The 22,692-nt window shown below is 71.6% G+C and carries 24 protein-coding genes and 2 tRNA genes; 15 read left to right on the top strand and 11 right to left on the bottom strand.

Annotated elements, in window-relative coordinates; genetic code table 11:
* Positions 1–143 precede the first annotated feature (143 nt).
* The 5 genes from DFP74_RS05015 to DFP74_RS05000 all read left to right on the top strand — a co-directional run bounded on the left by DFP74_RS05015 (position 144) and on the right by DFP74_RS05000 (position 2,670).
* On the top strand, positions 144–485 hold the full coding sequence (locus DFP74_RS05015) for a hypothetical protein (protein ID WP_121180633.1): 342 nt from the start codon (positions 144–146) through the stop codon (positions 483–485).
* Positions 486–693: 208 nt separating this feature from the next.
* Complete coding sequence (locus tag DFP74_RS05010) at positions 694–972, top strand: WhiB family transcriptional regulator (RefSeq protein ID WP_121180632.1); 279 nt, start codon at positions 694–696, stop codon at positions 970–972.
* 47 nt (positions 973–1,019) lie between these two features.
* Entirely contained in the window at positions 1,020–1,184 is a 165-nt protein-coding gene (locus DFP74_RS33775; protein ID WP_199725482.1) for a hypothetical protein, read from the top strand.
* Positions 1,185–1,474: 290 nt separating this feature from the next.
* On the top strand, positions 1,475–2,083 hold the full coding sequence (locus tag DFP74_RS05005; RefSeq protein WP_121180631.1) for a M48 family metallopeptidase: 609 nt from the start codon (positions 1,475–1,477) through the stop codon (positions 2,081–2,083).
* A gap of 56 nt (positions 2,084–2,139) precedes the next feature.
* Complete coding sequence (locus DFP74_RS05000) at positions 2,140–2,670, top strand: DUF4352 domain-containing protein (RefSeq protein ID WP_158612965.1); 531 nt, start codon at positions 2,140–2,142, stop codon at positions 2,668–2,670.
* A gap of 184 nt (positions 2,671–2,854) precedes the next feature.
* Here the strand turns inward: DFP74_RS05000 and DFP74_RS04995 are convergent, their stop codons facing one another.
* Together DFP74_RS04995 and DFP74_RS04990 are read right to left on the bottom strand one after the other, a co-directional pair.
* Positions 2,855–3,424 carry an NUDIX domain-containing protein gene (locus tag DFP74_RS04995; protein WP_121180629.1) on the bottom strand — a complete coding sequence of 190 codons (570 nt, stop codon included), beginning with the start codon at positions 3,422–3,424 and terminating at the stop codon, positions 2,855–2,857.
* Positions 3,425–4,861, bottom strand: a complete 1,437-nt coding sequence (locus tag DFP74_RS04990) for a zinc-dependent metalloprotease (protein ID WP_121180628.1) — start codon at positions 4,859–4,861, stop codon at positions 3,425–3,427.
* A gap of 120 nt (positions 4,862–4,981) precedes the next feature.
* On the opposite strand from DFP74_RS04990, the gene DFP74_RS04985 reads away from it, so the two are divergent.
* The 3 genes from DFP74_RS04985 (at position 4,982) to DFP74_RS04975 (ending at position 7,875) form a co-directional block, all read left to right on the top strand.
* Positions 4,982–6,052 (top strand): NAD-dependent epimerase/dehydratase family protein, encoded by a 1,071-nt coding sequence (locus DFP74_RS04985; RefSeq protein WP_121180627.1) that lies wholly within the window; start codon positions 4,982–4,984, stop codon positions 6,050–6,052.
* A gap of 142 nt (positions 6,053–6,194) precedes the next feature.
* Positions 6,195–6,632 carry a molybdenum cofactor biosynthesis protein MoaE gene (locus DFP74_RS04980; RefSeq protein ID WP_121180626.1) on the top strand — a complete coding sequence of 146 codons (438 nt, stop codon included), beginning with the start codon at positions 6,195–6,197 and terminating at the stop codon, positions 6,630–6,632.
* 175 nt (positions 6,633–6,807) lie between these two features.
* Positions 6,808–7,875 carry a PDZ domain-containing protein gene (locus tag DFP74_RS04975; protein ID WP_121180625.1) on the top strand — a complete coding sequence of 356 codons (1,068 nt, stop codon included), beginning with the start codon at positions 6,808–6,810 and terminating at the stop codon, positions 7,873–7,875.
* Between the two features lie 6 nt (positions 7,876–7,881).
* On the opposite strand, the gene DFP74_RS04970 is transcribed toward DFP74_RS04975, so the two are convergent.
* The gene (locus tag DFP74_RS04970) at positions 7,882–8,400 is read right to left on the bottom strand and encodes a PPA1309 family protein (protein WP_233570807.1); all 519 of its coding nucleotides are present in this window, start codon (positions 8,398–8,400) and stop codon (positions 7,882–7,884) included.
* Between the two features lie 305 nt (positions 8,401–8,705).
* On the opposite strand from DFP74_RS04970, the gene DFP74_RS04965 reads away from it, so the two are divergent.
* The 3 genes from DFP74_RS04965 to DFP74_RS04955 all read left to right on the top strand — a co-directional run bounded on the left by DFP74_RS04965 (position 8,706) and on the right by DFP74_RS04955 (position 12,140).
* Entirely contained in the window at positions 8,706–11,663 is a 2,958-nt protein-coding gene (locus DFP74_RS04965) for a UPF0182 family protein (RefSeq protein WP_121180623.1), read from the top strand.
* A gap of 124 nt (positions 11,664–11,787) precedes the next feature.
* Positions 11,788–11,861 (top strand) — tRNA-Met (locus DFP74_RS04960).
* A 202-nt stretch (positions 11,862–12,063) separates the two neighbouring features.
* Positions 12,064–12,140: transfer RNA gene (locus tag DFP74_RS04955), tRNA-Met, on the top strand.
* 105 nt (positions 12,141–12,245) lie between these two features.
* On the opposite strand, the gene DFP74_RS04950 is transcribed toward DFP74_RS04955, so the two are convergent.
* The 4 genes from DFP74_RS04950 to DFP74_RS04935 all read right to left on the bottom strand — a co-directional run bounded on the left by DFP74_RS04950 (position 12,246) and on the right by DFP74_RS04935 (position 15,901).
* A complete protein-coding gene (locus DFP74_RS04950) occupies positions 12,246–12,965 on the bottom strand; it encodes an ABC transporter ATP-binding protein (RefSeq protein ID WP_121180622.1) in 720 nt (239 codons plus the stop codon).
* The gene (locus DFP74_RS04945; protein ID WP_121180621.1) at positions 12,965–14,008 is read right to left on the bottom strand and encodes a peptidase M23; all 1,044 of its coding nucleotides are present in this window, start codon (positions 14,006–14,008) and stop codon (positions 12,965–12,967) included. Before DFP74_RS04945 ends, DFP74_RS04950 begins: the two co-directional genes overlap by 1 nt.
* Before the next feature lie 8 nt (positions 14,009–14,016).
* Positions 14,017–15,234, bottom strand: a complete 1,218-nt coding sequence (locus tag DFP74_RS04940; protein ID WP_121180620.1) for an ABC transporter permease — start codon at positions 15,232–15,234, stop codon at positions 14,017–14,019.
* Positions 15,235–15,382: 148 nt separating this feature from the next.
* Positions 15,383–15,901 (bottom strand): hypothetical protein, encoded by a 519-nt coding sequence (locus DFP74_RS04935; protein WP_121188034.1) that lies wholly within the window; start codon positions 15,899–15,901, stop codon positions 15,383–15,385.
* Between the two features lie 153 nt (positions 15,902–16,054).
* Here DFP74_RS04935 and DFP74_RS04930 point away from each other — a divergent pair, with 153 nt between their 5' ends.
* Positions 16,055–17,248, top strand: coding sequence for a sulfotransferase (locus DFP74_RS04930; protein ID WP_233570806.1), 1,194 nt, complete (start codon positions 16,055–16,057; stop codon positions 17,246–17,248).
* Positions 17,249–17,252: 4 nt separating this feature from the next.
* Here the strand turns inward: DFP74_RS04930 and hisN are convergent, their stop codons facing one another.
* Positions 17,253–18,059 (bottom strand): histidinol-phosphatase, encoded by an 807-nt coding sequence (hisN, locus tag DFP74_RS04925; protein ID WP_121180618.1) that lies wholly within the window; start codon positions 18,057–18,059, stop codon positions 17,253–17,255.
* 126 nt (positions 18,060–18,185) lie between these two features.
* Here hisN and DFP74_RS04920 point away from each other — a divergent pair, with 126 nt between their 5' ends.
* Both DFP74_RS04920 and DFP74_RS04915 read left to right on the top strand, forming a co-directional pair.
* The gene (locus DFP74_RS04920; RefSeq protein WP_121180617.1) at positions 18,186–18,755 is read left to right on the top strand and encodes a TetR family transcriptional regulator; all 570 of its coding nucleotides are present in this window, start codon (positions 18,186–18,188) and stop codon (positions 18,753–18,755) included.
* 15 nt (positions 18,756–18,770) lie between these two features.
* Positions 18,771–19,040: a DUF2087 domain-containing protein gene (locus DFP74_RS04915; protein ID WP_121180616.1), complete on the top strand. Its 270-nt coding sequence runs from the start codon at positions 18,771–18,773 to the stop codon at positions 19,038–19,040.
* 3 nt (positions 19,041–19,043) lie between these two features.
* Here the strand turns inward: DFP74_RS04915 and DFP74_RS04910 are convergent, their stop codons facing one another.
* Positions 19,044–19,931: an NAD(P)-dependent oxidoreductase gene (locus DFP74_RS04910; protein WP_121180615.1), complete on the bottom strand. Its 888-nt coding sequence runs from the start codon at positions 19,929–19,931 to the stop codon at positions 19,044–19,046.
* A gap of 97 nt (positions 19,932–20,028) precedes the next feature.
* Here DFP74_RS04910 and DFP74_RS04905 point away from each other — a divergent pair, with 97 nt between their 5' ends.
* Positions 20,029–20,385, top strand: a complete 357-nt coding sequence (locus DFP74_RS04905) for a helix-turn-helix domain-containing protein (RefSeq protein WP_121180614.1) — start codon at positions 20,029–20,031, stop codon at positions 20,383–20,385.
* Positions 20,386–20,387: 2 nt separating this feature from the next.
* On the opposite strand, the gene rsgA is transcribed toward DFP74_RS04905, so the two are convergent.
* Complete coding sequence (gene rsgA / locus DFP74_RS04900; RefSeq protein ID WP_121180613.1) at positions 20,388–21,386, bottom strand: ribosome small subunit-dependent GTPase A; 999 nt, start codon at positions 21,384–21,386, stop codon at positions 20,388–20,390.
* Positions 21,383–22,687, bottom strand: coding sequence for a 3-phosphoshikimate 1-carboxyvinyltransferase (gene aroA / locus DFP74_RS04895; protein WP_121180612.1), 1,305 nt, complete (start codon positions 22,685–22,687; stop codon positions 21,383–21,385). Before aroA ends, rsgA begins: the two co-directional genes overlap by 4 nt.
* Between the last annotated feature and the right edge of the window lie 5 nt (positions 22,688–22,692).

Raw genomic sequence — 22,692 nt, 5'->3', positions numbered from 1 at the left:
GTGGCCGGATGCGGACGTTTTCGCAGGTCAAAAATAGGTTGCTGATTTTCGCGACGAACCCATAGTGTGTACATCGTCGCCATGAACACCACTGGCACAGGTGCAAGACCCTGTCGCCCGACCCGAAGGAGGTGCCTGATCTGATGACGAACATCTCGTTGACCACCGGCTTCATCATGCCGTCGCGTCTGCGGTCCCTGACCGCTGAGACGGGCACCGCCATGTGCGGTCGCGCGGACGCCACCGCTTGGGTCGGCACCATCACCAACGCCACCGGCGTCAACGGTGGGCGCGGACACCTGGGCTCTCTGCGAGAGCAGCAGGACGTCCCGTTCGCTCTCTTCGGCACCGGCAATGGCAGTGGTGTGTCCGCTGACCGCGGCTTCGCCCTCATCGGCAAGCCCCTGGCGGATCACGCTGAAGCTGAAGCTACCCCGCGCCGTTATGGCGCACCGGGGGAGTGTCCACGGAGGATTCCGGCCTAGAGCAGGACAGGCCGAGAGTTTCGACCCGTGGCCGCGGACCCCGAATCAGGGGCCGCGGCTTTCTTTGTATCTCCGTCCGTTCTCCGTCCTCCAGGGACGCGGGAGAGGCCGGCGGCATCGCAAGTCCAGGTCCCTCACCGGACCGGTTCCGGTGAATGACAGCACCGACCGCGTTGTACGAAACGATCAAAGATCTTGGAGGGCACCGATGCTTGCGTCGGTCCTGGAGACGCCCTGGTTGGGCGACACCGATGTTCCCTGCCGTACCGAGCCCGACCTGTTCTTCGCCGAGGCCCCCGCGGACGTCGAGGCGGCCAAGGCCGTCTGCGGAGCCTGCCCCGTGCGTGAGCAGTGCCTGGCGGACGCGCTGGACCGCAAGGAGCCGTGGGGCGTGTGGGGCGGGCAGCTGCTCGTCGCCGGCCAGGTCGTGGCGCGCAAGCGCCCGCGCGGTCGTCCCCGGAAGAACCCCGCGCCGGTCGCGGCCTGACCCCCGTTCCCCCCAGAACCACTCACACCCGCCGAAGGACCACGATGATGCTGCAGGAACTGATCCGCATGACCAACGACGGCGACCGCTCCCTGGAATCCCGCGAACGCGAGGAACGCAGGCTCGGAGCGCGTCAGCTGCGCGCGCGCCAGCGTGCGGAGCGTCGCCTGGAAGAAGGACTCATGGAGATAGCGTGGTCCCGCCTCTGTTGAGGCGTGATCGTGTCGACCGGGCCTGAGGGGCCGGTGCCCGAGACCGGGCGGGACTCCCTTCGGGGGTCACCGTCCGGTCTCTCTTTCATAACCGTATGGTGTAATAGGAGCTGCCGAACACCGTCGTGTGGCCTGCCTCACGCGCTCGTGACGGCGCTGGTCAGAGGCGAATGGCCGACGGGGCAGGGATTCCCGGTCACGGAGCGCCGCTCATGCAACCGGTGAAAGGCATGACATACCCGGCGCCGGACATCTGTGCGAAAGCCCTCCGCTCGGCTACCGTAAAGTTTGTGCTCTCGAACACCAAAATCGAGGTACGACGCAGTCCTCGCCGCCGGCGCACGGTGTCGGCTTACAGGGACGGGGACACCACGGTCGTCCTCGTGCCCGCCACGTTCTCCCGCGCTGAGGAAAAGCGCTGGGTGGGACGGATGCTGCAACGGCTCGAAGCCCGTGAGGGCGGCCGTCACTCCGGCGACACCGAACTGCACGAGCGCGCCGTCGAACTCGCCCGACGCTACCTCGGCGGCACGGAGCTGCCCGACAGCGTCCGCTGGGTGGACAACCAGAACACCCGCTGGGGCTCGTGCACCCCCGACACCCGTACCATCCGCATCTCCCGCCGGCTCACGGGGATGCCGGCCTGGGTGGTCGACTACGTGCTCATCCACGAACTCGCGCACCTGTTCCACGCCGACCACGGCCGCGCCTTCTGGGCCCTGGTGCACCGGTACCCCAAGGCCGACCGCGCCCGAGGCTACCTCGAGGGGTACAGCGCCGCCACCCGCACCGAACCGTGCGGCCACGGCGGCGAGGACGCCGACGACCGGCTCGACGAAGGCGAGATCGCGCTGGACGGCGCGCTCGAAGGCGCCGACACCGATCTCCGGGGGAGCTGACCGTCGCCACCGACCCCAGGACACCGCAGCGGTCGCCGCTGCCGGTCCGGATGATGATGGTCTGCGGACTTGTCCTGCTCCTGTTGACCGTCGTGCTGCTCGTGCGGGAGATCCGCGACAAGCCTCCGGCGCACGACGCGCCGCCCGTCGCCGAACAGCGCGTCGGCATGACCGGCGGGGAGTTCACGCCGATGTCGGCCACCGACAGCGTCACCACCTTCCGCGCCACGGTCACGTCGGTGGGCACCGGGATCGAGCGGCTGGAGGGCAGGGACGGCCCCCTCACTCCCGACGGGCAGTTCGTCGTCGTGCACCTGACGGTCAAGAACACGACCCGCTCCCCGACCACCGTCGGGGTCGGGGGATTCGACCTCGTGGACACCGATGGAGGGGTGGCCGCCCCGCACAGCGAGGCCACCCGCGGGGCCATGGCGCTCAACGACCTGCCGGTCGGCGGTGACCTGGAGCTGGGCCAGACCAGGTCCTACATCAACGTGTACGAGGTCGCCTCCTCGGCCCGGCCGGCCGAGATCGTCATGGAGGACGCGGACCTGTTCGGTGGGTCCACGATCGACATCACGGGCTGACCGCCGCGGGCCGACCGGTTCCTAGGCCGTGTTTTTCTGAAGGCTTCGGGTGAGCTCGCGGTCGTCAGGTCGTCTCCCGCAAGACGATGTGCGAAGTTCAGCCTGGTGGTGCTGCACGAGCGCAGAGGCACAGCGAGAGGCGGTCCTGGCGGCCGCGAGCCCGGAACGCCGCAAAAAACACGGCCTACCCGCCCCGACCCGCGCGGACCCGGTGTGCGGCCACGGCCGCCGCGGCCTGGCGGACCAGGTCACGGCAGGCGTCGTCGGACGGGTCCGGCACCGCGTCCACCGGGAACCAGCCCAGGTCGGTGGACTCGTCGGGATCGCGCACCAGGATCGCGTCGGCCGGTGCCAGCACCGCGTACCGCACGTCGAAGTGGACGCTCCCACCACCGCACGGCACGGCGTGGCTGTCCAGAGAGACCGGCCCCGGGAGCAGTTCCAGCCCCCGGATGCCGGTCTCCTCCTCCGCCTCGCGCAGGGCCGCGGCCGCCAGGCTCGTGTCCTCGGCCTCGCAGTGCCCGCCGGTCTGCAACCACATCCCCAGGGCGCGGTGCAGGGTGAGCGCCACCCGTGAGCCGTCGGCGGAGATGACCGCGGAGCTGGCCGTCACGTGGCCGGGGCGGCAGGTGCGCCACATCGCGTCCTCGTGCTCGTCCAGATGGGCGAGGTAGGCGCGGCGCAGCTCCTCCTGTGCGGCGTCCGGCGCGGTCCAGGAGCCCAGGACCGCCCGGGCGTCGGCGTGCAGGGACACTCAGGCGTCCCCTCCGCGGTCGGTGCCCGGCTCCCCGTCGTCGTCGGGCCGGTCCCCGGGCTTGTCGCCGGGCCGGTCCTCGGTCAGCGACGAGATGTCGAAGTCGGCGCCGCCGAACTCGCCACCGCTGACGAAGGACTCCGGGTCGTCCAGGTCCGCACCGGTCGGCATCAGGTCGGGGTGCTGCCACACGGCGTCACGGCCCTCGACCCCGCGCTCGCGCTCCAGCGCGCTCCACAGCGCGGAGGCCTCCCGCAGACGGCGCGGCCGCAGCTCCAGGCCGACCAGCGCCGCGAAGGTGTGCTCGGCGGGCCCACCGGTGGCCCGACGCCGCCGGGTCGTCTCCGCCAGCGCGTTGGCCTGCGGCAGGCGGTCGGTCACCGCGGCGGTCACCACGGTGGCCACCCAGCCCTCGATCAGTGCCAGGGCGGTCTCCAGCCGGGCCAGGGCGGCCTTCTGCTGCGGGGTGTCCTCGGGCTGGAACAGGCTCTCGCCGCCCACGCCGCCGGACAGCGCCTCCTGGAGCGCCTCGGGGTTGGTCAGATCGATCTCCCCGAGCTTGTCCTCCAGACCGCTGACGTCGAACGACATCCCCGCGGCGTACTCCTCCACGAGCCGGGACACGTGCGAGCGCAGCCACGGCACGTGCGAGTACAGCCGGTGGACGGCCGCCTCGCGGGCCGCGAGGTACAGGCGCACCTCGTCGTCGGGGATCTCCAGGCCCTCGCTGAACCGGGCCACGCCCGGCGGCAGCAGCGCCGCGTTGCCCTCGCCGGCCAGCGGCAGACCGATGTCGGTGGTACCGGTCACCTCGCGGGCCAGTTCGCCGATGGCCTGGCCGGCCTGCTGGCCGACCATCATGCCGCCCATCTGCTGGACCATGCCCAGCAGCGGACCGGCCACGGACTGCATCTCCTCGGGGAGGTTCTGCCCCATGGCCTGGACCGTCTTGGACGTCAGCGGGTCGCACAGCTGCGCCCAGGAGTCCATCGTCTTCTCGATCCACTCCGACCGGCTCCAGGCCTGTGCGGTGTGGAGGCCCGACGGCAGGTCGGTAGCCTGGTCGAGCCACAGGTCGGCGAGGCGCAGCGCTTCCTCGACCTTGGCGTAGTCGTGGGGCGGGATACTCGGGTCGCCGTGCTGGGACACCGTGTGTCGCGCGATGTTCTTGGCCATGTCCCAGTTGATCCCGGACGGGGAGGACGGCGACTCGCCGCCGCTGCCGCCGGGGCTCGGCTGCGCCGACATCATGTCGGCGAACTGGCGCAGCATGTTGGCCATCTGCTGCGGGTCGCCGAACGGGAATCCGTCCGGCACTCCGGAGTCTCCCCCGCCCGGGCGGCCGCTGCCGGCACCCGAGCCGGAGTCGCCAGATCGGCGTCCGGACTCGTCATCGGGATCGTTCGGCATGCTGAAACCGAAAGGCAGGTCGCTCACAATCAGACCTCAGGCAGGATTAGGTTTGGTCTCCACTGTCACGTTAGCTGGGAGTCGCCCGGAGTGAATACCGAAAGCAGCCAGGTTCGCCCAGAGCACAGCCCCTCCGACGGAGGCGGTGTGGTCGTGGCGGTCACCGGTGCCGCCTCCGGAGTGGGTCGGCTTCTCGTGCAACGCCTGGCCACTCCGGAAGGTTCCACGGCTCCGCGGGAGATCGTGGCCATCGACGACGAGTTCGCCGACCTGCGCGGGGTCACGTGGCGGATCGCCGACGTGTGCGATCCGGGGCTCGTGTCCCGGCTCGGCGGGGTCGACGTCCTCGTGCACACCGCCGACGACCGCTCGCCGGACACGCGCCCGGCCGACCGGCGGGCGCACAACATCCGCGCGGCCCAGACCGTGTTGACCGCGGCGGCGGCCTCGGGCGTCCCACGGGTCATCCTGGTCACCAGCACCATGGTCTACGGCGCCTCGCCGGACGCCCCCGTGCCCCTGCCGGAGGACGCCCCGCGCGTGGTGGACAACAGCGAGGGCCTGATGGGGGACTTCGCCGAGGTCGAGGCCCTGGCCGAACGCGCCCGCCTGGCCCATCCCAGCCTCGCGGTGACCGTCGTGCGCCCCGCTCCGCTGGTCGGGCCGGACCTGGACACGCTGTTCAGCCGCCACTTCTCCGCGCCGCGCCTGCTCACCGTCAAGGGCCACCGGCAGCACTGGCAGTTCTGCCACGAGGACGACCTCACCAGCGCGCTCGCCTTCTGCGCGATCCACGGGGTCCACGGGCCCGACGGCGTGGTCGCCGTCGCCAGCGAGGGCTCGCTGTCCCAGGAGGACGTCGAGGCCATCACCGGGATGAAGCACTTCGAGGTCCCGGCGAACCTGGCCTTCGGCGCGATCCGCCGCCTCCACCAGGCCCGCATCACCCCGGCGGCGGAGGGCGAGCTGAAGTTCCTCGTCTATCCCTGCGTGGTGGACTGCGCCGCCCTGCGCGAGGCCGGGTGGAAGCCGGGCTACGGCAACGAGGAGGCCCTGGAGGCGCTGATGGCCTCCAAGAGCGGCAAGCACGCGCTCGTGGGCCGTAGTCTCGGCCGCAAGGAGGTCACCATCACCGCCGCGGGCGCGGCCGGCGCCGCGGCGGCCGCCATCGGGACCGCCGCCGCCATCCGCCACCTGCGCCGCCGCAAGGGCGGCTGAGCCGGGACCGGCCGCGGATCGGGCCGATCCGCGGCCCGGCCGGTCGTGCCCGATCCGCGGCCCGGCCGCGCCGGTGCCCGCCCAGGCCGGTCGTTCCCGTGCGGCCTCGCTTGGGGGAACCCCAGGTTGATACGGTCAGGGTGTGGAAGAGATCACCATTGCAGCCGTACGCGAGACCCCGCTGTCCGTGGACGAGGTCCTCGACGCCGTGACCGACGACCGGGCGGGCGGAACCGCCGTGTTCATCGGGACCGTGCGCGACCACGACCACGGCCGGGACGTGGCCGGCCTCGCCTACTCGGCGCACCCCACCGTGGAGGCGCAGCTGCGCGTCATCATGGAGAAGGTGCTGAGCGACACCTCCGTCCCGGGCCGCCCGGTCCTGCGCATGGCCGCGGTGCACCGCGTCGGCCGGTTGGAGATCGGTGACAAGGCGGTCGTCGTGGCCGCCGCGGCCGCGCACCGCCAGGAGGCCTTCGAGGCCTGCCGCCGCCTCATCGACGACCTCAAGGCCCAGGTGCCCATCTGGAAGCACCAGTCCTTCGAGGACGGCGCCGACGAGTGGGTCGGCGCGCCCTAGCCCCTCCAGGGCGTCCGGGGCCGCCTCGCGCTGGCCGGACGCCCCCCGCCCCCTGTTCCCTGAGGGCCGTGAGCGCGCTCGCGGCCCTCTGATGTGGGCGGCGCGCGAAGCGGGGGTGGGCGAGCCCGGCCGAGGCGTCGACGGCCATAAGGTGTGCATCATGGTTCGTCGTGTCATGACCCTCGTTGTCGCGCTCGTCCTCCTGGTGGGGATCGGGGCCGCCGGTCTGCTGCTGCCCCTGCCCTACCTCGTGGCCGCGCCCGGCGTCACGGTCAACACCGTGGGGGAGCTGCAGGGCGAACCCGTCATCACCGTCGAGGGCGCCGACAGCTACGAGCACGACGAGGGCGCGCTCTCCATGGTCACCGTCCAGTACGCGGGCGGACCGGAGCACCGGCTCAACTTCTTCACCCTGGTCACCGCCTGGCTCTCGCCCACGCAGGCGGTCCTGCCGGAGGAGCTGCTCTTCCCGGCGGGCCGTTCGCCGGAGGAGGTCAGCGAGCGCCAGTCGGTGCAGATGAACGACTCGCAGACCGACGCGACGGCCGCCGCGCTCAACCAGCTCGACATCGACTACGAGGCGGTCCCGCAGGTGGCGGAGACCGTCGAGGACATGCCGGCGCACGGCGTCGTCGAGTCGGGCGACGTCATCACCGCGGTCGACGGGCGCACCGTCCCCACCAGCGCCACCGGCGACGACCCCGAGGAGCTCGTGGGCAGTGCCGCGGTCGTGGAGTGGGTGAGCTCGCGCGAGCCGGGCGAACCGGTGGAGCTCACCCTGGAGCGCGACGGCGAGACCGTCGACGTGGAGATGGAGACGCGCCAGGGCGACAACGGCGCGGCCGTCGGTGTGCTCATCGCCGACGACATGGACTTCCCGCTCGAGGTGGAGATCTCCGTCGGCGACATCGGCGGACCGAGCGCCGGCATGATGTTCTCTCTCGGCATCATGGACCGCCTCACCGAGGAGAGCCTCACCGGCGGCGCGAACATCGCCGGCTCGGGCACCATCACCTCCGACGGGCAGGTCGGCGGCATCAGCGGGATCCCGCAGAAGATGGTCAGCGCCCGGCGGGACGGGGCCGACTACTTCCTCGTCGCCGCCGAGAGCTGCTCCCAGGTCTTCCAGTCGGACGCCTACGACGACCTGGAGGTGGTGCGGGTGGAGACCCTCACCGACGCGGTCGGCGCCCTGGAGACCATCCGCACCGGCGAGGGCGAGCTTCCCCGCTGCGAGCGGTGAGCCGGGTCAGGACCCGGGGGTCTCCTCCAGGTCCAGGGTCAGTGCGAGCGCGGAGGTCAGGGCCGGGATCAGATCGGCGCCGTTGAGCACCTCCGACTCGGAGTCGTGGCTGCGCATGCGCATCGCGCAGTGCCGCGACCCGTCCCGCATCACGCCCGCCACCATGCGGATCTCCTCGGTCTCGCGACCGGAGGCGGCGGGGTCCTCCCCGGCGGCGAGGGTCTCGTCGGAGCCCTTCACCGCCAGACGCTCCATGACCAGGGCGCACCCGGCCACGCCCTCCGGCCACAGGATGCGCCCGAGCGCCTCCTCCAGCGGGACGTCCTGGGGCAGGGGGTCCTGCTCCACCGGGGTCAGTTCGTCCGGGTCGGTGGGGGAGTCGATCCCCAGCAGGTTCGCCAGCGCCGGCTCCGCCTTCAGGAGGTCGGCGGTGGGCACCAGGGCGTACAGCCCCAGCGGCCGGTCCCAGCCCTGTTCGGCTGCGTGGCGTTCGAGGTCCATGACGGCTTCGCGAATGTTCGACACGTTTCCATAGTGACCCATGTGGGAACCTCGCCGCTCCGGTTCCCGGACAGTAGGGTCGCAGACATGGTCAGCCGACTGATGGATGCGCCTCTGATACACCACCGATGCCGCCTTGTCACCGGGTGCGGGGTGATTTCGGGAACCCGGCGGCCACCGCATAAGTTCTCAGTGTTGAAGGCGCCCCACGCGCACCGAACGCACCTACCAAGCCAGAACGAGGGGGAGGCGTGAGCTTCCGATCGCCCGGCGCACCACCTGCGCGTATGCCTCGCCGATCAAGGTTGCTCGCGCCAGTCGCGGCGACCGTGGTCGTCATCATCGCGGCGTTGATGTTCGCCGCGAACTTCTGGACCGACTACAAGTGGTTCAACGCCGTTGGATTCTCCACGGTCTTCATGACGGAACTGTGGACGCGAATCCTGCTCTTCGCCGTCGCGGCCCTGGTCATGGCCATCATCGTCGGCGCCAGCATCTTCTTCGCCTACCGGGCCCGCCCCGGTGTGCGGCCCATGAGCCTGGAGCAGCAGGGACTGGACCGCTACCGGCAGTCCATCGACCCCCACCGCAAGCTCTTCTTCTGGATCGCGGTCGGAGCCCTCGCCCTGCTGGCCGGAGCGGCGGCCGGCGGTGACTGGCGCTCCTACCTGCAGTTCGTCAACTCCGTGGACTTCGGTACCGCCGACCCCGAGTTCGGGATGGACATCGCGTTCTTCGCGTTCACCTACCCGTTCCTGCGGATCCTCCTCGGTTACCTCTACGCCGCCGTGATCCTGGCCTTCATCGCCGCGGTGATCGTGCACTACCTGTACGGCGGTGTCCGCCTGCAGAACGACTCCGGCCAGCGCGCCACTCCCGCGGCCCGGGTGCACCTGTCGGTGCTGCTCGGCATCTTCGTGCTGCTGCGCGCCGGATCGTACTGGCTGGACCGCTACGGCCTGGTCTTCTCCGAACGCGGCTACACGTTCGGTGCCTCCTACACGGATGTGAACGCGGTCTCGACCGCCCTGGTGATCCTCACGGTCATCTCCGTGATCTGCGCGGTGCTGTTCTTCGCCAACATCTACTTCAAGAACACCATGGTCCCCATGGCCAGCCTCGGACTGCTGGTGCTGTCCGCGGTGCTGGTGGGCGTGGCCTACCCGGAGATCGTCCAGCGCTTCCAGGTCGGCCCGAACGAGCAGCGCCTGGAGAGCCCGTACATCGAGCGCAACATCGAGTTCACGCGCGACGCGTACGACATCGCCGGCGCCGAGGTCGAGACCTACGACGCCACCACGGAGCTGACGCCGCAGGAGCTGTCGGCCGCGGCCGACGACATCCCCAGCGTCCGTCTGGCCGACCCCTCGGTCGTGTCGCAGACCTTCCAGCAGATGCAGCAGGTCCGTGGTTTCTACCAGTTCCCGGACGTGCTGGAGGTCGACCGCTACCCGGACGAGAACGGCAACCTGATCGACACGATCGTGGCCGTCCGCGAGCTCGACGGTCCGCCCGACGACCAGGACAACTGGCTCAACCGGCACCTGATCTACACGCACGGCTACGGCATGGTGGCCGCCGCCGGCAACCTGATCGACGCCGAGGGCCGTCCGGTCTTCACGGAGTACAACATCCCGCCGCGCGGTGAGCTGAGCGACGTCGTGGGCGAGTACGAGCCGCGGATCTACTACGGCCGCGAGGGCGCCGACTACGTCATCGTCGAGGCCGAGGAGGAGTACGACTACCCCCTCGACGCCGAGGACGAGACCGAGGACGTGCCCACGCTGGACGACGCGGTGGACGCCTCGCCCAGCCCCTCCGCCGACGAGGCCCGGGTTCCGGCCGACTCCGAGAACGAGCAGGACCCCGCGGCCGAGGAGGCCCCGGCAGCGGAGGAGACCCCCGCCGAGGACGGCGGAGAGGGCGGCGATCCGAGCACCTCGCAGGCCTACAACAACTACACCGGTGACGGCGGCGTCCAACTGGGCAGCTTCTTCGACCGGGTGCTGTACGCCATCAAGTACCAGGAACCGAACATCCTGCTCAACAGCGCGATCTCCAGCAACTCGCGGATCATCTACGAGCGCGATCCGGTGGACCGCGTGGAGAAGGTCGCTCCGTTCCTCACCACCGACAGCAGCCCGTACCCGGCCGTGGTCGACGGCAAGGTCGTGTGGATCGTGGACGCCTACACCACGTCCGACGGCTACCCGTACGCCAACCGGATCGACTTCACCCAGGCGGTGACCGACACCTTCACCGACGGCACGGCGCAGCAGGTCGGCACGCTGCCCGGCAACGAGGTCAACTACATCCGCAACTCGGTGAAGGCGACCGTCGACGCCCATGACGGCACGGTGACCCTGTACGCGTGGGACGAGGAGGACCCCGTCCTCCAGACCTGGATGGGCGCGTTCCCGGGCATCATGACCGACCGGGACGAGATGAGCGACGAGCTCCTCGACCACGTCCGGTACCCGGACGACCTGTTCAAGGTGCAGCGCGAGATCATGCGCGAGTACCACGTCACGGACGCCGCGTCCTACTACGGCGGTCAGGACTTCTGGTCCGTGCCCACCGACCCCACCAACGAGACCGAGACCTCGGAGCCGCCCTACCGGCAGACGATCCGGTTCCCGGGCGAGGAGGACCCGAACTTCTCGCTGACGAGCACCTTCGTCCCGCGCGGCCGTGAGAACATCGCCGCGTTCATGGCGGTGGACAGCAACCCGAACTCGGACGACTACGGCCAGCTCCGGCTGCTGGAGCTGCCGCGCAGCACGGTGATCTTCGGTCCGGGCCAGGTGCAGAACGCCTTCGACTCGGACGCCGACGTGCGCGAGGTCCTGCTCCCGCTGGAGCAGTCCAACGCCGAGGTGACCCGGGGCAACCTGCTGACCCTGCCGTTCGCGGAGGGGCTGCTCTACGTCGAGCCGCTGTACGTGCAGGCGGGTGGCGGCGGAGCCGCCTCCTTCCCGCTGCTGCAGCAGGTCATGGTCGGCTTCGGTGAGGAGGTCGCGATCGGCAGCAACCTCCAGGACGCCCTGAACAACCTCTTCGCGGAGGGCGAGGCGCCCCTGGAGGAGGACGGCGAGGAGCCCGCGGAGGAGCCCTCCGAGGAGGAGCCGGCCGAGGGCGGCTCCGGAGAGGACTCCCCGAACCAGGACCTCACCGACGCCCTCAACGAGGCCGTGGAGGCCTGGGAGGACGCACAGGAGTCGCAGGACGAGGCCGACGAGCGCCTGCGCGAGGCCCTCGAGGCCATCGAGGAGTCGATGAACGAGTAGCGCCCCCAGGGGTCGTTCACTCGGCGGGGCGGGGCCTTCGGGTCCCGCCCCGTTCGCGTGCGCCAGGTCTCTCCGCGCCGATTTGGGTTCCGCGCCCAGGCACGCTACTCTGAGAACACAACGACGCGGGGTGGAGCAGTTCGGTAGCTCGCTGGGCTCATAACCCAGAGGTCGCAGGTTCAAATCCTGTCCCCGCTACGAAGAACGGACCCGGGAGAAATTCCGGGTCCGGTGCTTTTCCCGGCGCTTCGGTGCCGGAGCGGTCTAAAGGGGGTTGAGCCCCTGCTAGACTGAGTGAAGATCAGGCCGAAAGGTCGGATCGCCGGTGGATCCCGGAATCGCGTTCTTCGGAAAAGCGATTTGCCACCGAGGGCGAAAGGCCCTAGAATAGGGATCACGACGCGGGGTGGAGCAGTTCGGTAGCTCGCTGGGCTCATAACCCAGAGGTCGCAGGTTCAAATCCTGTCCCCGCTACCAAGGAAACACCGGGTGGAGAAATCCACCCGGTGTTTTTCGTTGTGCCGACCATTTCGGCGAATGGCGCAAGGGGCGGGCCGGAACTCGTCCGGCCCGCCCTTTCCGTCAGAGGGTGCGGCCCTCGACCAATTCCACGACGTGGTCGGCCCGTGCGGCGACCTTGGGGTCGTGGGTCACCACGACCACCGCCGCGTCGCGCCGGCGGGCCTGCTCCAGGAGCTGGTCCATGATCATCGTGCTGCTGGTGGCGTCCAGGGCGCCCGTGGGCTCGTCGGCGAGGATGAGGGCGGGTTCCCGGCTCAGGGCGCGCGCCAGGGCCACACGCTGCTGCTCACCGCCGGAGAGCTGGTGCGGCTGCGAGTGCAGCCGGTGGCCCAGCCCCACGGCCTCCAACAGCTCGCGGGCGCGGGACCGCCGGCTGAGCAGCGGCACACCGGCCAGCACCATCGGCACGCACACGTTCGCCAGTGCCGTGCGGCGCTCCAACAGGTGGAACTGCTGGAACACGAAGCCGACGCCCTCGCCCCGCAGGCGGGAGCGGGGCCCCTCGCGCAGCCGGGTGGTGTCCACGCCGTCGAACTCGTAGGTCCCGCCACTGGGCCGGTCGAGCAGCCCGAGCAGGTTCAGCAGCGTGGACTTGCCGGAACCGGACTGGCCGACGATGGCCACGACCTCTCCGCGGCTGACCTGGAACGTGCAGTCGTGCAGGACGTCGATCCGGGTCCCGGAGACGGTGAAGTGGCGGGTGAGCCCCTCCACCCGCAGCAGCGGCCCGCTCGCGGACGGCGGGGGTACGGGGGCGGGGGCCCCGACGGGGACGGCCACTACTCCAGCACCTCCCCTTCGAGCTCCATGTACTCCTCGTCCATGTACTCCTCGTCCTCGGGGTCCACGGCGCCGGGGACGTCGAAACGGGGGTCGAGCGGGATCGGGTCGAGCACCTGGTCGCCCACGCTCAGCCCGGAGACGACCTCGACCGAGCTGCCGTCGGAGACGCCCAGCTCGACCTCGCGGACCTCCTCGGTGCCGTCGTCGGCGACCACGATCACCTCGCCGCTCTCGCTCGTGCCGCGCACCGCCGTCACCGGGACGATCATGACGTTCTCCGCGCCGCCGGTGGCGACGGACATCTTGCCGGTGACGCCCTCGAAGACGCGCAGGTCCGAGGGCACGCGGCAGGACAGCTCGGAGCCGCCGCCACCGCCGCCGCCCTCTTCCTCCTCGCCGCCGCCCGGGGCGGCGCCCTCCTCGGCCGCGCCCAGCGACAGGAACTCGCACTCGGCGGCGGGCGGACCCTCGGTGATCTCCAGCAGGATGTCGTGGGGGTCCTCATAGAACCGGTAGAGGTCGTTGGCCGGGACGGATGCCACGGCCCGGAACTCGTCCGGGGCGACGTTGGCCGCCACCGCGCCGGGCTCCAGGACGTCGCCGACCTGGAGGTCCCCCAGCCCCGACACGCGGCCCTCCGTGGGCGCGTAGAGGCTGACCTCACGGGTTCCGGCGCCCTCCGCGCCGTCCGCGTCCTCCTCACCGCCGGCGTCCGCGTCCGGCACCGCCACGTTGAGGAGGGGGGCGCCGTTGTCCACCAGGGAGCCGTCGGTCACCCACACGCGGGTGACGGTGCCCCCGTTGCGGGCCTTGACGTCCTCACCGGGCTCGGCGCGCACGGTGGCGTCCAGCACCATGAGGGAGTCGACGGAGCCCATCTCCACCTCGACGGGGACGCCGCCCACGTCGAGGGCGCCCTGGCCGAGGTCCATGTCCTCGCCCGCGCCGCCGCCGAGCAGGCGCGGCAAGAGGAAGAATCCGGCGGCGACGAGCCCGATGAGGGCGGCCAGCGCCACTCCGGTGATGATCCACTTCTTCACGAGTTCTCCTATTCCCGCAGCCCGGCGACGACGGAGGCGCGCAGCGCCCGCATCGCGGGGATGATCCCGGCCAGCATTCCCACGCACGCCGCGCTGCCGAGCCCGACGAGGACGGCCGACGCCGGCATGCTCAGCGTGACCCCGGCCGGCAGTGTCACCAGGCCCTCCGCGATCCGTCCGGCCAGCAGGACCAGGGCCCAACAGCCCAGGACCGCGATGACGCCGGCCACCAGTGACACCACGACCGCCTCCATGACCACGGCCACGAACAGCGTCAGGCGGTCGGCGCCCAGCGCCCGGTAGGTGGCGAGTTCGCGGCGGCGTTCGCGCACGGTGACGAGCCCGACGTTGAGGACGCCGAGCAGGCCGGTCGTGAGGGTGATGACGGCGATGCCCGCCAGCCCCCAGGACAGGTAGCGCACGCCGCTCTGCAGCAGTTCGGTCTCGTCCATGCGCCAGGCGTCCACGCTGGCCTGCTCGTCCGTGCTCCAGCGCCAGGAGGCCGAGGCCATCCGCTCGGTGAACGCCATGCCCGTGGGGTCCTGGGCCGCCGGGTCGTCCGGGTCGATGCGTACTTGGTACGTCGTCTCGGTGTCGGTGCCGGTGGAGCTGAACAGCATGTCCTCGGTGGCGGGTGAGCGCAGCAGGTACGCGCTCTGCCAGGAGAAGTCCAGCGCGGTGCTCTCCACGACGCCGACCACGCGCGCGTCCAGCCACTGCCCGGTGCCGATCTGTACCTCGGTGATGTCGCCCAGCGCGTCGGCCAGGTCCTCGTTGACGACGAGGACCGGGGCGAGCGACTCGGTGTCGGCGTCGGTGAACCAGCGGCCCTGCGCCATGTTCATCCGCCGGATGTCGCCCATCGCGACGTCCACTCCAAGGAACTCCACGTCGGGCAGGACGTTGTCGCCGGAGCGGATGACCGGTGTCTCGGAGGGCCACTGGTTGATGGAGATGTCCTGGCCGCCCGCGCGGCGCAGGTCCTCCTCGAAGGCCTCGCGGTCCTCGATCGGCGACCACACGCTCACGTGGAGCGTCGCGGGCAGCCCGACGTTGGCCTCACCGTAGGCGACCGCGAAGCGCTGGCCGAAGTCGCCGGCGGTGACCACCAGGACGAGGGCGCCGACACCGACGACGATGCCGGCGCAGGACAGGATGGTGCGGGCGACGTTGGCCCGTGTTCCGGCGAAGGCCAGCACGATCCCGGCTGTGAGGGAGCGCAGCATTCGGCCCCTTCCCGTGATGTCTGAGAACCGGCGCCGAGAGGCGGCGCCGGTCGGCCCGCCTGTGGCGGGGTTCCATCAGTTCCATCGCCGGGAGAGCCGGTTCCGGTTCACCCGGAGACGGGGTTTTCTCGCGCCGCTATCCGCGTGATCACGCGACGGTGAAGCCGTCGCAGGCCAGCGGCGTGCCGGAGTCGGCATCGGTCCACACGACCGTGTGCACACCCGTCGCGGAGTCGGCGCGGAAGTCGTCGGGGTAGGCCAGGCGGGTCCAGCCGTCGGGGGCGAGGTCGGCCTCGGCCGTGGTGGCGCCGCCCTCGGGTCCGACGACGGTGGCGGCCACGGTGACGGTCTCGGGGCCGGTACCGGTGTCCTCGGCGGGCAGCAGCCCGAGGTCGACCGGCTCGTCCGGGGAGGCCTCCTCGCGCGGGGCCTCGGTGCGCCAGCTCCCGGAGCCGGGGGAGTCCACGGCGGGGTCGCACAGGAACCGCGCGGGGTCGAAGGCGGTGTCGGGCACGCCCAGGCCCGGGGCGCCGGTGGTGGCGCGCACGGTGTCGGCGATCATCTCGCTGAGCTCCTCGGGCGTGTGCCCGTGGCCGGAGGCGCAACCGCCGGCCAGCAGTACGAGGGCGCCGCAGAGCAGGGCTCGCAGGGGTGTCGGATTCAGCACGGAGCTCACGTTACTACGAAACGTGTTCATTCGAGTACGGAAAGTGGGGGCGGGGTGGCGGTTCCGTTGTCCACAGGCGCCGCCGCTCGACCTGTCCGGCGATGCCGGATTCCGGTACGTTGGCGCCGGATGTCCGTCGACGAAAGGTCTTTCGTGAACGCACGCCCGGCCTGGTGGGTCGCTCCGGTCAACACGGTCCTGAGGCCGACGGTGGGGTCGCGCTCGCGAGACCCCGGTCGCGCGTTCGAGGCGGCGGAGCGGGCGGCGGCCGACCGCAGCGGACTGCCCTGGCCCGCGGACCGGGAGTACCTGTCCGAGACGCGCTTTTTGAGCGACGCCTGGCTGAGCGTGCCCGGGATCACCCCGCTCGGCCGCCTGTCCGTCCAGAGCGAGGTGCAGCGGCGGTTGGAGACGCGGCTGCGCCTGCTGCACCTGTTCGACGCCCGACCTGAGGTCGCCGACCAGGTGGTGGACCGCCCGGTCTTCATCACCGGCCTGCCCAGGACCGGTACGACCTTCGCGCACGGACTGCTCGCCCAGCACTCCCGCACGCGCGCGCCCGCGCTGTGGGAGATGCTCCACCCCGTCCCGCCCAGCGGGCGTGAGGGCGAGCGCGTGCTCGGCACACGCGAACGGCTCGCCGAGGCGCGCTCGTCCATCCGCTTCCTGAACGCCATGGCGCCGGGCTGGCAGGCGATCCACCCCATGCACCCGCTCGAACCCGAGGAGTGCGTGTTCCTGCTGCCGCACAGCCTGGCCCACCACGTGCGGATCCCCGTTCCGGAGTACCGCGCCTGGTGGGAGGGCCGGGACGCGACCCCGGACTACGAGTTCCTCAAGGCCGCGCTGCAGGCGATGCAGTACCAGAGGTCCGGCCCGCGCCGATGGGTGCTCAAGTCGCCGCTGCACCTGGGCGCCCTGGACGCGCTGCTCAAGGTCTTTCCCGATGCCACCGTCGTGCTCACCGACCGCGATCCCGTCCGGGCGACCGCGTCGTGGGGCAGCCTGGTGGAGGCGGGGATGTCCCTGCACCTGAGCCGGGTCGACCCGCACTGGATCGGTGCGGAGTGGCTGGAGATCTGGTCGCGGTGCATGGCCCGGGCCCGACGGGTCCGCGCCGCGAGCGCGCCGGGGACCTTCGTCGACCTGCCCTACGACGAGCTGACCGCGGACCCGGTGGGCGTGGCCGAACGCGTGTGGACGGGGTTGGGCGAGAAGTTCGACGACCTCAGCCGCCGTCGGACCACCGAGTACACCCGGCGGGACCGCCGCCCCTCACCGCACAGATACACCATCGACCGCTACGGGCTCACGCCCGAACGTGTGCGCGCGGCCTTCGCCGGCTGACCGCTCAGACCCGGCGCAACGGTGTCGGTCCGCCGTTGAGCCAGGTCAGCGCCTGGTCGTGCAGCGATCCGTTGCTGCACACCAGCGGGCCGCCGTCCTCGAAGCCCTCACCGCGCAGGTTGGTGGCCCGGCCGCCGGCCTCCTCCAGGATGATCGGCAGGGGGGCGGCGTCCCACAGGGACAGCTCCGGCTCGGCGGAGATGTCCACGACCCCCTCGGCGACCATCACGTGCGACCAGAAGTCGCCGTAGGCGCGGGTGCGCCACACCGAACGCGTCAGGCCGAGGAACGAGTCCAGCCGGCCCTGGTCCTCCCAGCCGGTCAGCGACGAATAGCTCAGTGAGGCGTCCGACAGGGTGGACACCTTCGACACCTGGCAGCGCGACGCCTTGGACAGGCTGCGGCCCTGCCAGGCCCCGCCGCCCTGGGACGCCCACCACCGGCGGTACAGCGCGGGAGCCGACACCACGCCCACGACCGGGCGGTCGCCCTCCAGCAGGGCGATGAGCGTGGCCCACACGGGCACGCCGCGCACATAGTTCTTGGTGCCGTCGATGGGGTCGATGACCCACACCCGGTTGCTGTTGCCGGTGCGGCCGTACTCCTCGCCGACGACGGCGTCCCGGGGACGGGCCCGGGAGAGCACGCCCCGCAGCGTCTCCTCGACCAGCCGGTCGGCCTCGGTCACCGGAGTCAGGTCGGGCTTGGTGTCGACCACCAGATCCAGCGCCCGGAAGCGCTTGATCGCGATGTCGTCGGCAGCGTCGGCGAGCACGTGTGCCAGCCGCAGATCATCGTCAAAGGAGGCCATGGCCGATAACGCTACCGTCCCGGGCACGAACATGCCCAAAGCGGCGCCGCCCGTGATCAGAATGTGAGTTCACCAGGACGCTGTGCACACGAATGCGGACCAGGACCAGGATGCGAGGATGGAGGCATGGAGACGGTGAGCGCGAACCGCGGGACCGCCCGCGAACGGCTGATGGACGCCGCCTACGCCGAGGTCGTCGCCGGCGCCTGGGCCGAACGGCGGATGGCCGACATCGCTACGGCGGCCCAGGTGTCCAGGCAGACCCTCTACAACGTGTTCGGCAGCAAGGAGGGCCTCCTCCAGGCGATCGTGGTGCGCGAGGTCAACGCGCTGCTGGACGGCGTCGTCGGCCTGCTGGCGGCCGACGAGACCGACCCGGTCTCCGCGGTGAGCCGGTCGACCCGCCTCATCCTCCTGGCCGCCCGCGACAACCCCCTCCTGCACGCGGTGGTCACCGGCGACCGCGACCTGCTGCCCGTGTTGACCACCAGGTCCGCGCCGCTGCTCGACGTGGTCGGCGAGCGCATCGCCGCCATGCTGGAGGACCGCTGCCCCGAGGTGGGCCCCCGGACCGCCGAGTCGGTCGCCGACGTCTCGGTGCGGCTCACGGTCTCCTACGCCCTGCAGCCCATCGACCCGGACCAGGCGGCGCACCGGGTGGAGACCGTGGTGCACGGCATGCTGCGCGCCGGTTGACGGGAGGAGGTCGCGGTGGACGAACGCGAGCGCGTGCTGCGCGCGTACCTGTCGGAGGGGCGGATCACGCAGATCCCGGTCCGCCGCGGCGACCGCCTCGTCGTCCTCGACCACGTCGCCCGTGCCCTGGACCCGGGTGTGCGCTACAGCGAGCCGGAGCTGAACCGGATCCTGCTGCGGTTCAGCTCCGACCTGGCGGTCCTGCGACACGGACTGCTCGACGAGGGCTTCCTGGAGCACGACCGCACCCGCTACTGGCGCTGCGGCGGCACCGTCGACCTCTGAGCCTCAGCGCGCCGCGAGCAGGTCGATCACCCCCGTGGGGCCGTCCTCCTCACCGTGGCCCTGGGCCAGACGGCGCTCCATGAGCTCCATGTAGGGGTCCAGCAGAGCGGACCCGATCCCCTGCTCCTCGGCCGTCCGGCGCATCACGGCGTTGCCGTTCACCATCATCGCCAGGTTGGAGACGACGTCGCTGGTGTAGTCGCCGCTCTCCAGCCGCTCCGCGGTCGACTCGCCCAGGGCGGCCATCGCCCTGAGCCACTCGACGAGCATCGTGCCGAACTCCTTCAGCGGCACGTCCTCCCCCCGGACCAGCGCGAAGGCGTGGGCCACACCGCCGAACATGCCGATCATGCCGCTCAGCAGGGCGACGTCGTACAGGGCCGCGAACCCCGCGTCCTCGCCCACGTAGCGGGTGCCCAGGGGCACGGACAGGACCGACTCCGCCGCGGCGAAGGCCGCCTTCGAACCGCTGTAGAACACGTAGCCGCCCGCCTCGGGCACGCCCACCATGGGCGGCACCGCCATGATCCCGCCGCTGACGAACCGCGCGCCGCGCTCCTCGGCCCACGCGGCCCGGCCGCGCGCCTGGGCGGGGGTGCCGGTGGTGAGGTCCACCAGGTCCCGGCCGCGCAGGTCGGCGTCGGCCAGCGACGTGCCGACGGACTCGTCGTCCCACAGGCAGGTCACCACCACACCGCCCGCGGCGACCGCGTCCGCCGCCGTGGCGGCCACGTCCGCGCCCTCCCCGGCCAGCGCCTCGGCGCGCGCCGCCGTCCTGTTCCACACGGTCACCGGATGCCCGGCGGCCAGCCACGTCCGGGCCAGAGCCGTCCCCATCGCGCCGAGGCCGAGCACGGTCACGCGGGGTTCGTCGAAAGTGTTCTCGTTCATGGGTATTAGGCTGGCCGCAGGCTCTGGGGCCGACAAGTACGCACTTCGAAGTGGGTGGGTACTTCGCGGTAAGTGTGCTGGTGGGAGGGGCAGGGACATGGCGGTCACGCAGAGGCCGGGCGCGTACAACTGCGGTACCGAGGCGGCGATGGACGTGATCGGCGGCCGGTGGAAGGTCTCGATCCTGTGGGCCCTGGTGGAGGCCGGCCCCTTGCGTTTCGGGCGGCTCCGCCGGATGGTCGGCGGTGTCACGGAGAAGGTCCTGGCCTCGCACCTGCGCGAACTGGAGCGGGACGGGATCGTGTGCCGGCGGGACTTCGCCGAGGTGCCGCCCCGGGTGGAGTACGCGCTCACCCCGCGTGGTGAGTCCCTCTACGAGGCCCTGGAGGCCTTGGGGGACTGGGGCCAGGCCAACGTCATCGACCCGGCCCTCACGAGCGAGGCCACGGCCTAGGCCTACTCGTCCAGATCGCCCTCGCGGCTGGCGAGGAGCCGGCGCAGTGAGGCCACGCGGTCCGCGTCCAGCAGGCCCCGCTCCAGTGCCGCCGCGATCGCGCAGTCGGGCTCGTCCTCCTGGTGGGTGCAGCCCGGCGGGCAGTCCGCGGCGACCTCGGCGATGTCGGGGAAACCGGTGACGAAGTCCGCCGGGTCGATGTGCGCCAGACCGAAGCTGCGCACGCCCGGGGTGTCGATGAGCCAGCCGCCCTCGAAGGGCAGCGCCACCGCCGAGGTGGAGGTGTGGCGGCCGCGGCCGGTGACCGCGTTGACGTGGCCGACGGCGCGGTCGGTGCCCGGGATCAGCCGGTTCACCAGCGTGGACTTGCCCACGCCCGAGGACCCGACGAACACCGACGTGCGGCCCGCCAGACGCCCGCGCAGCCCGTCGAGGTCGCCGTCCGGGCTGAGGACCTCGTAGGGCACCCCCAGCGGCCGGTAGACGCCGACGAGCTCGTCGGGCGCGGCCAGGTCGGCCTTGGTCAGGCACAGCAGCGGGTCCAGGCCCGCGTCGTAGGCGGCGACCAGGCAGCGGTCCACGAACCGGGGCTGGGGCTCGGGATCGGCCAGCGCGCACACGATCGCCATCTGGTCGGCGTTGGCGACGATGACGCGCTCGACGGGGTCGGTGTCGTCGGCGGTGCGGCGCAGCACCGACTCCCGTTCGCGGACCCGCACCACGCGGGCCAGCGTGTCGGGCCGACCGGACAGATCGCCCACCAGGTCCACGCGATCGCCCACCACGATGGAGCCGCGGCCCAGCTCACGGGCCTTCATGGCGACCACGGCCACACCCTCGACCAGGCACCGGTACCGGCCCCGGTCCACGTTCGTCACCAGGCCGGCCACCGCGTCCTCGTGCTTGGGCCGGTTCCGGGTACGGGGCCGGGAACCGCCCCGGGCGCGCACCCGGATGTCGTCCTCGTCCAGATGGCGCCCACCGCCCCGCGTGCGGCTCATGCCAGGGCCTCCGCCCACAGGCCCGGGAAGTCGGGCAGCGTCTTGCGCGTGGTGGCGATGTTCTCCACCTCCACACCGGGCACCGCGAGCCCGATCACCGCTCCGGACGTGGCCATCCGGTGGTCGTCGTAGGAGTGGAACACCCCGCCGTGCAGCGGGCGCGGGCGGATCTCCAGACCGTCCGGCAGCTCCTCCACGTCACCGCCCAGGCGGTTGATCTCGGCGGCCAGGGCCGCGATGCGGTCGGTCTCGTGCCGGCGCAGGTGGGCGATACCGGTCAGCCGCGAGGGGGTGCTCGCCAGGGCGGCCACCGCCGCGATGGTGGGCGTGAGCTCACCGACGGCGCGCAGGTCCGCGGTCAGGCCGAGCACGGTCCCGGTGCCGCGCAGGGTCAGATCGTCGCCCGAACGCGAGACCTCCCCGCCCATGCGGGTGAACAGGTCGCGGAGTTCGTCGCCGGGCTGGGTGGTGTGCTCCGGCCAGCCCTGGATGGTCACCTCGCCACCGGTGACCAGCGCGGCGGCCAGGAACGGCGCCGCGTTGGACAGGTCGGGCTCCACGGCGATGGTCGAGGCACGCACCGGGCCCGGCTCCACGCGCCACCAGTCGTCCCCGGAGTCGACCGCCACACCCACGGCCCGCAGCATCTCCACGGTCATGTCCAGGTGCGGCCGCGAGGGGACCGGCGGCCCCTCGTGCCGCACGTGCACGCCCTTGGCGAACCGGGCGCCGCTGAGCAGCAGCGCGGACACGAACTGGGAGGAGCCCGAGGCGTCCAGCACGACGTCGCCGCCGGGGACCGCGCCGGTGCCGTGGATGGTCAGCGGCAGGGCGCCGCGCCCGCCGTCGTCGATGTCGGCGCCCAGCGCGCGCAGGGCGTTGAGCAGCTCGTCCACCGGCCGTTCCCGGGCGCGCGGGTCGCCGTCGAAGTGCACGTCCCCGGAGGCCAGCGCGGCCAGCGGGGGCACGAACCGCATGACCGTCCCCGCGTTGCCGACGTCCACCGAGGCCGGCCCGCGCAGCGGCGCGGGCGTGACGGACAGGTCCGAGGGGCCCGCCGCGGTGATCTCCACACCCAGGGCGCGCAGGGCGCCCACCATCAGCTCACTGTCCCGGCTGGCCAGGGGACGGCGCACCAGGCACGGCCGGTCGGAGAGCGCGGCGAGGATGAGCGCGCGGTTGGTCATCGACTTGGATCCGGGCAGGGACAGACGGGCGCGCACCGGGCCGTCGGCGACGGGCGCGGGCCAGTGCTCCGAAGCGGTGGAAGCGGCGGGCTGCGAGGACGAGGACTCAGGCATGCCCT

Origin of the sequence: Nocardiopsis sp. Huas11 (assembly GCF_003634495.1) — a bacterium.
Lineage (GTDB): Bacteria > Actinomycetota > Actinomycetes > Streptosporangiales > Streptosporangiaceae > Nocardiopsis.
Note: the sequence above shows the minus strand (reverse complement) of the source record. Positions and strands in the feature narration are given on the sequence as shown.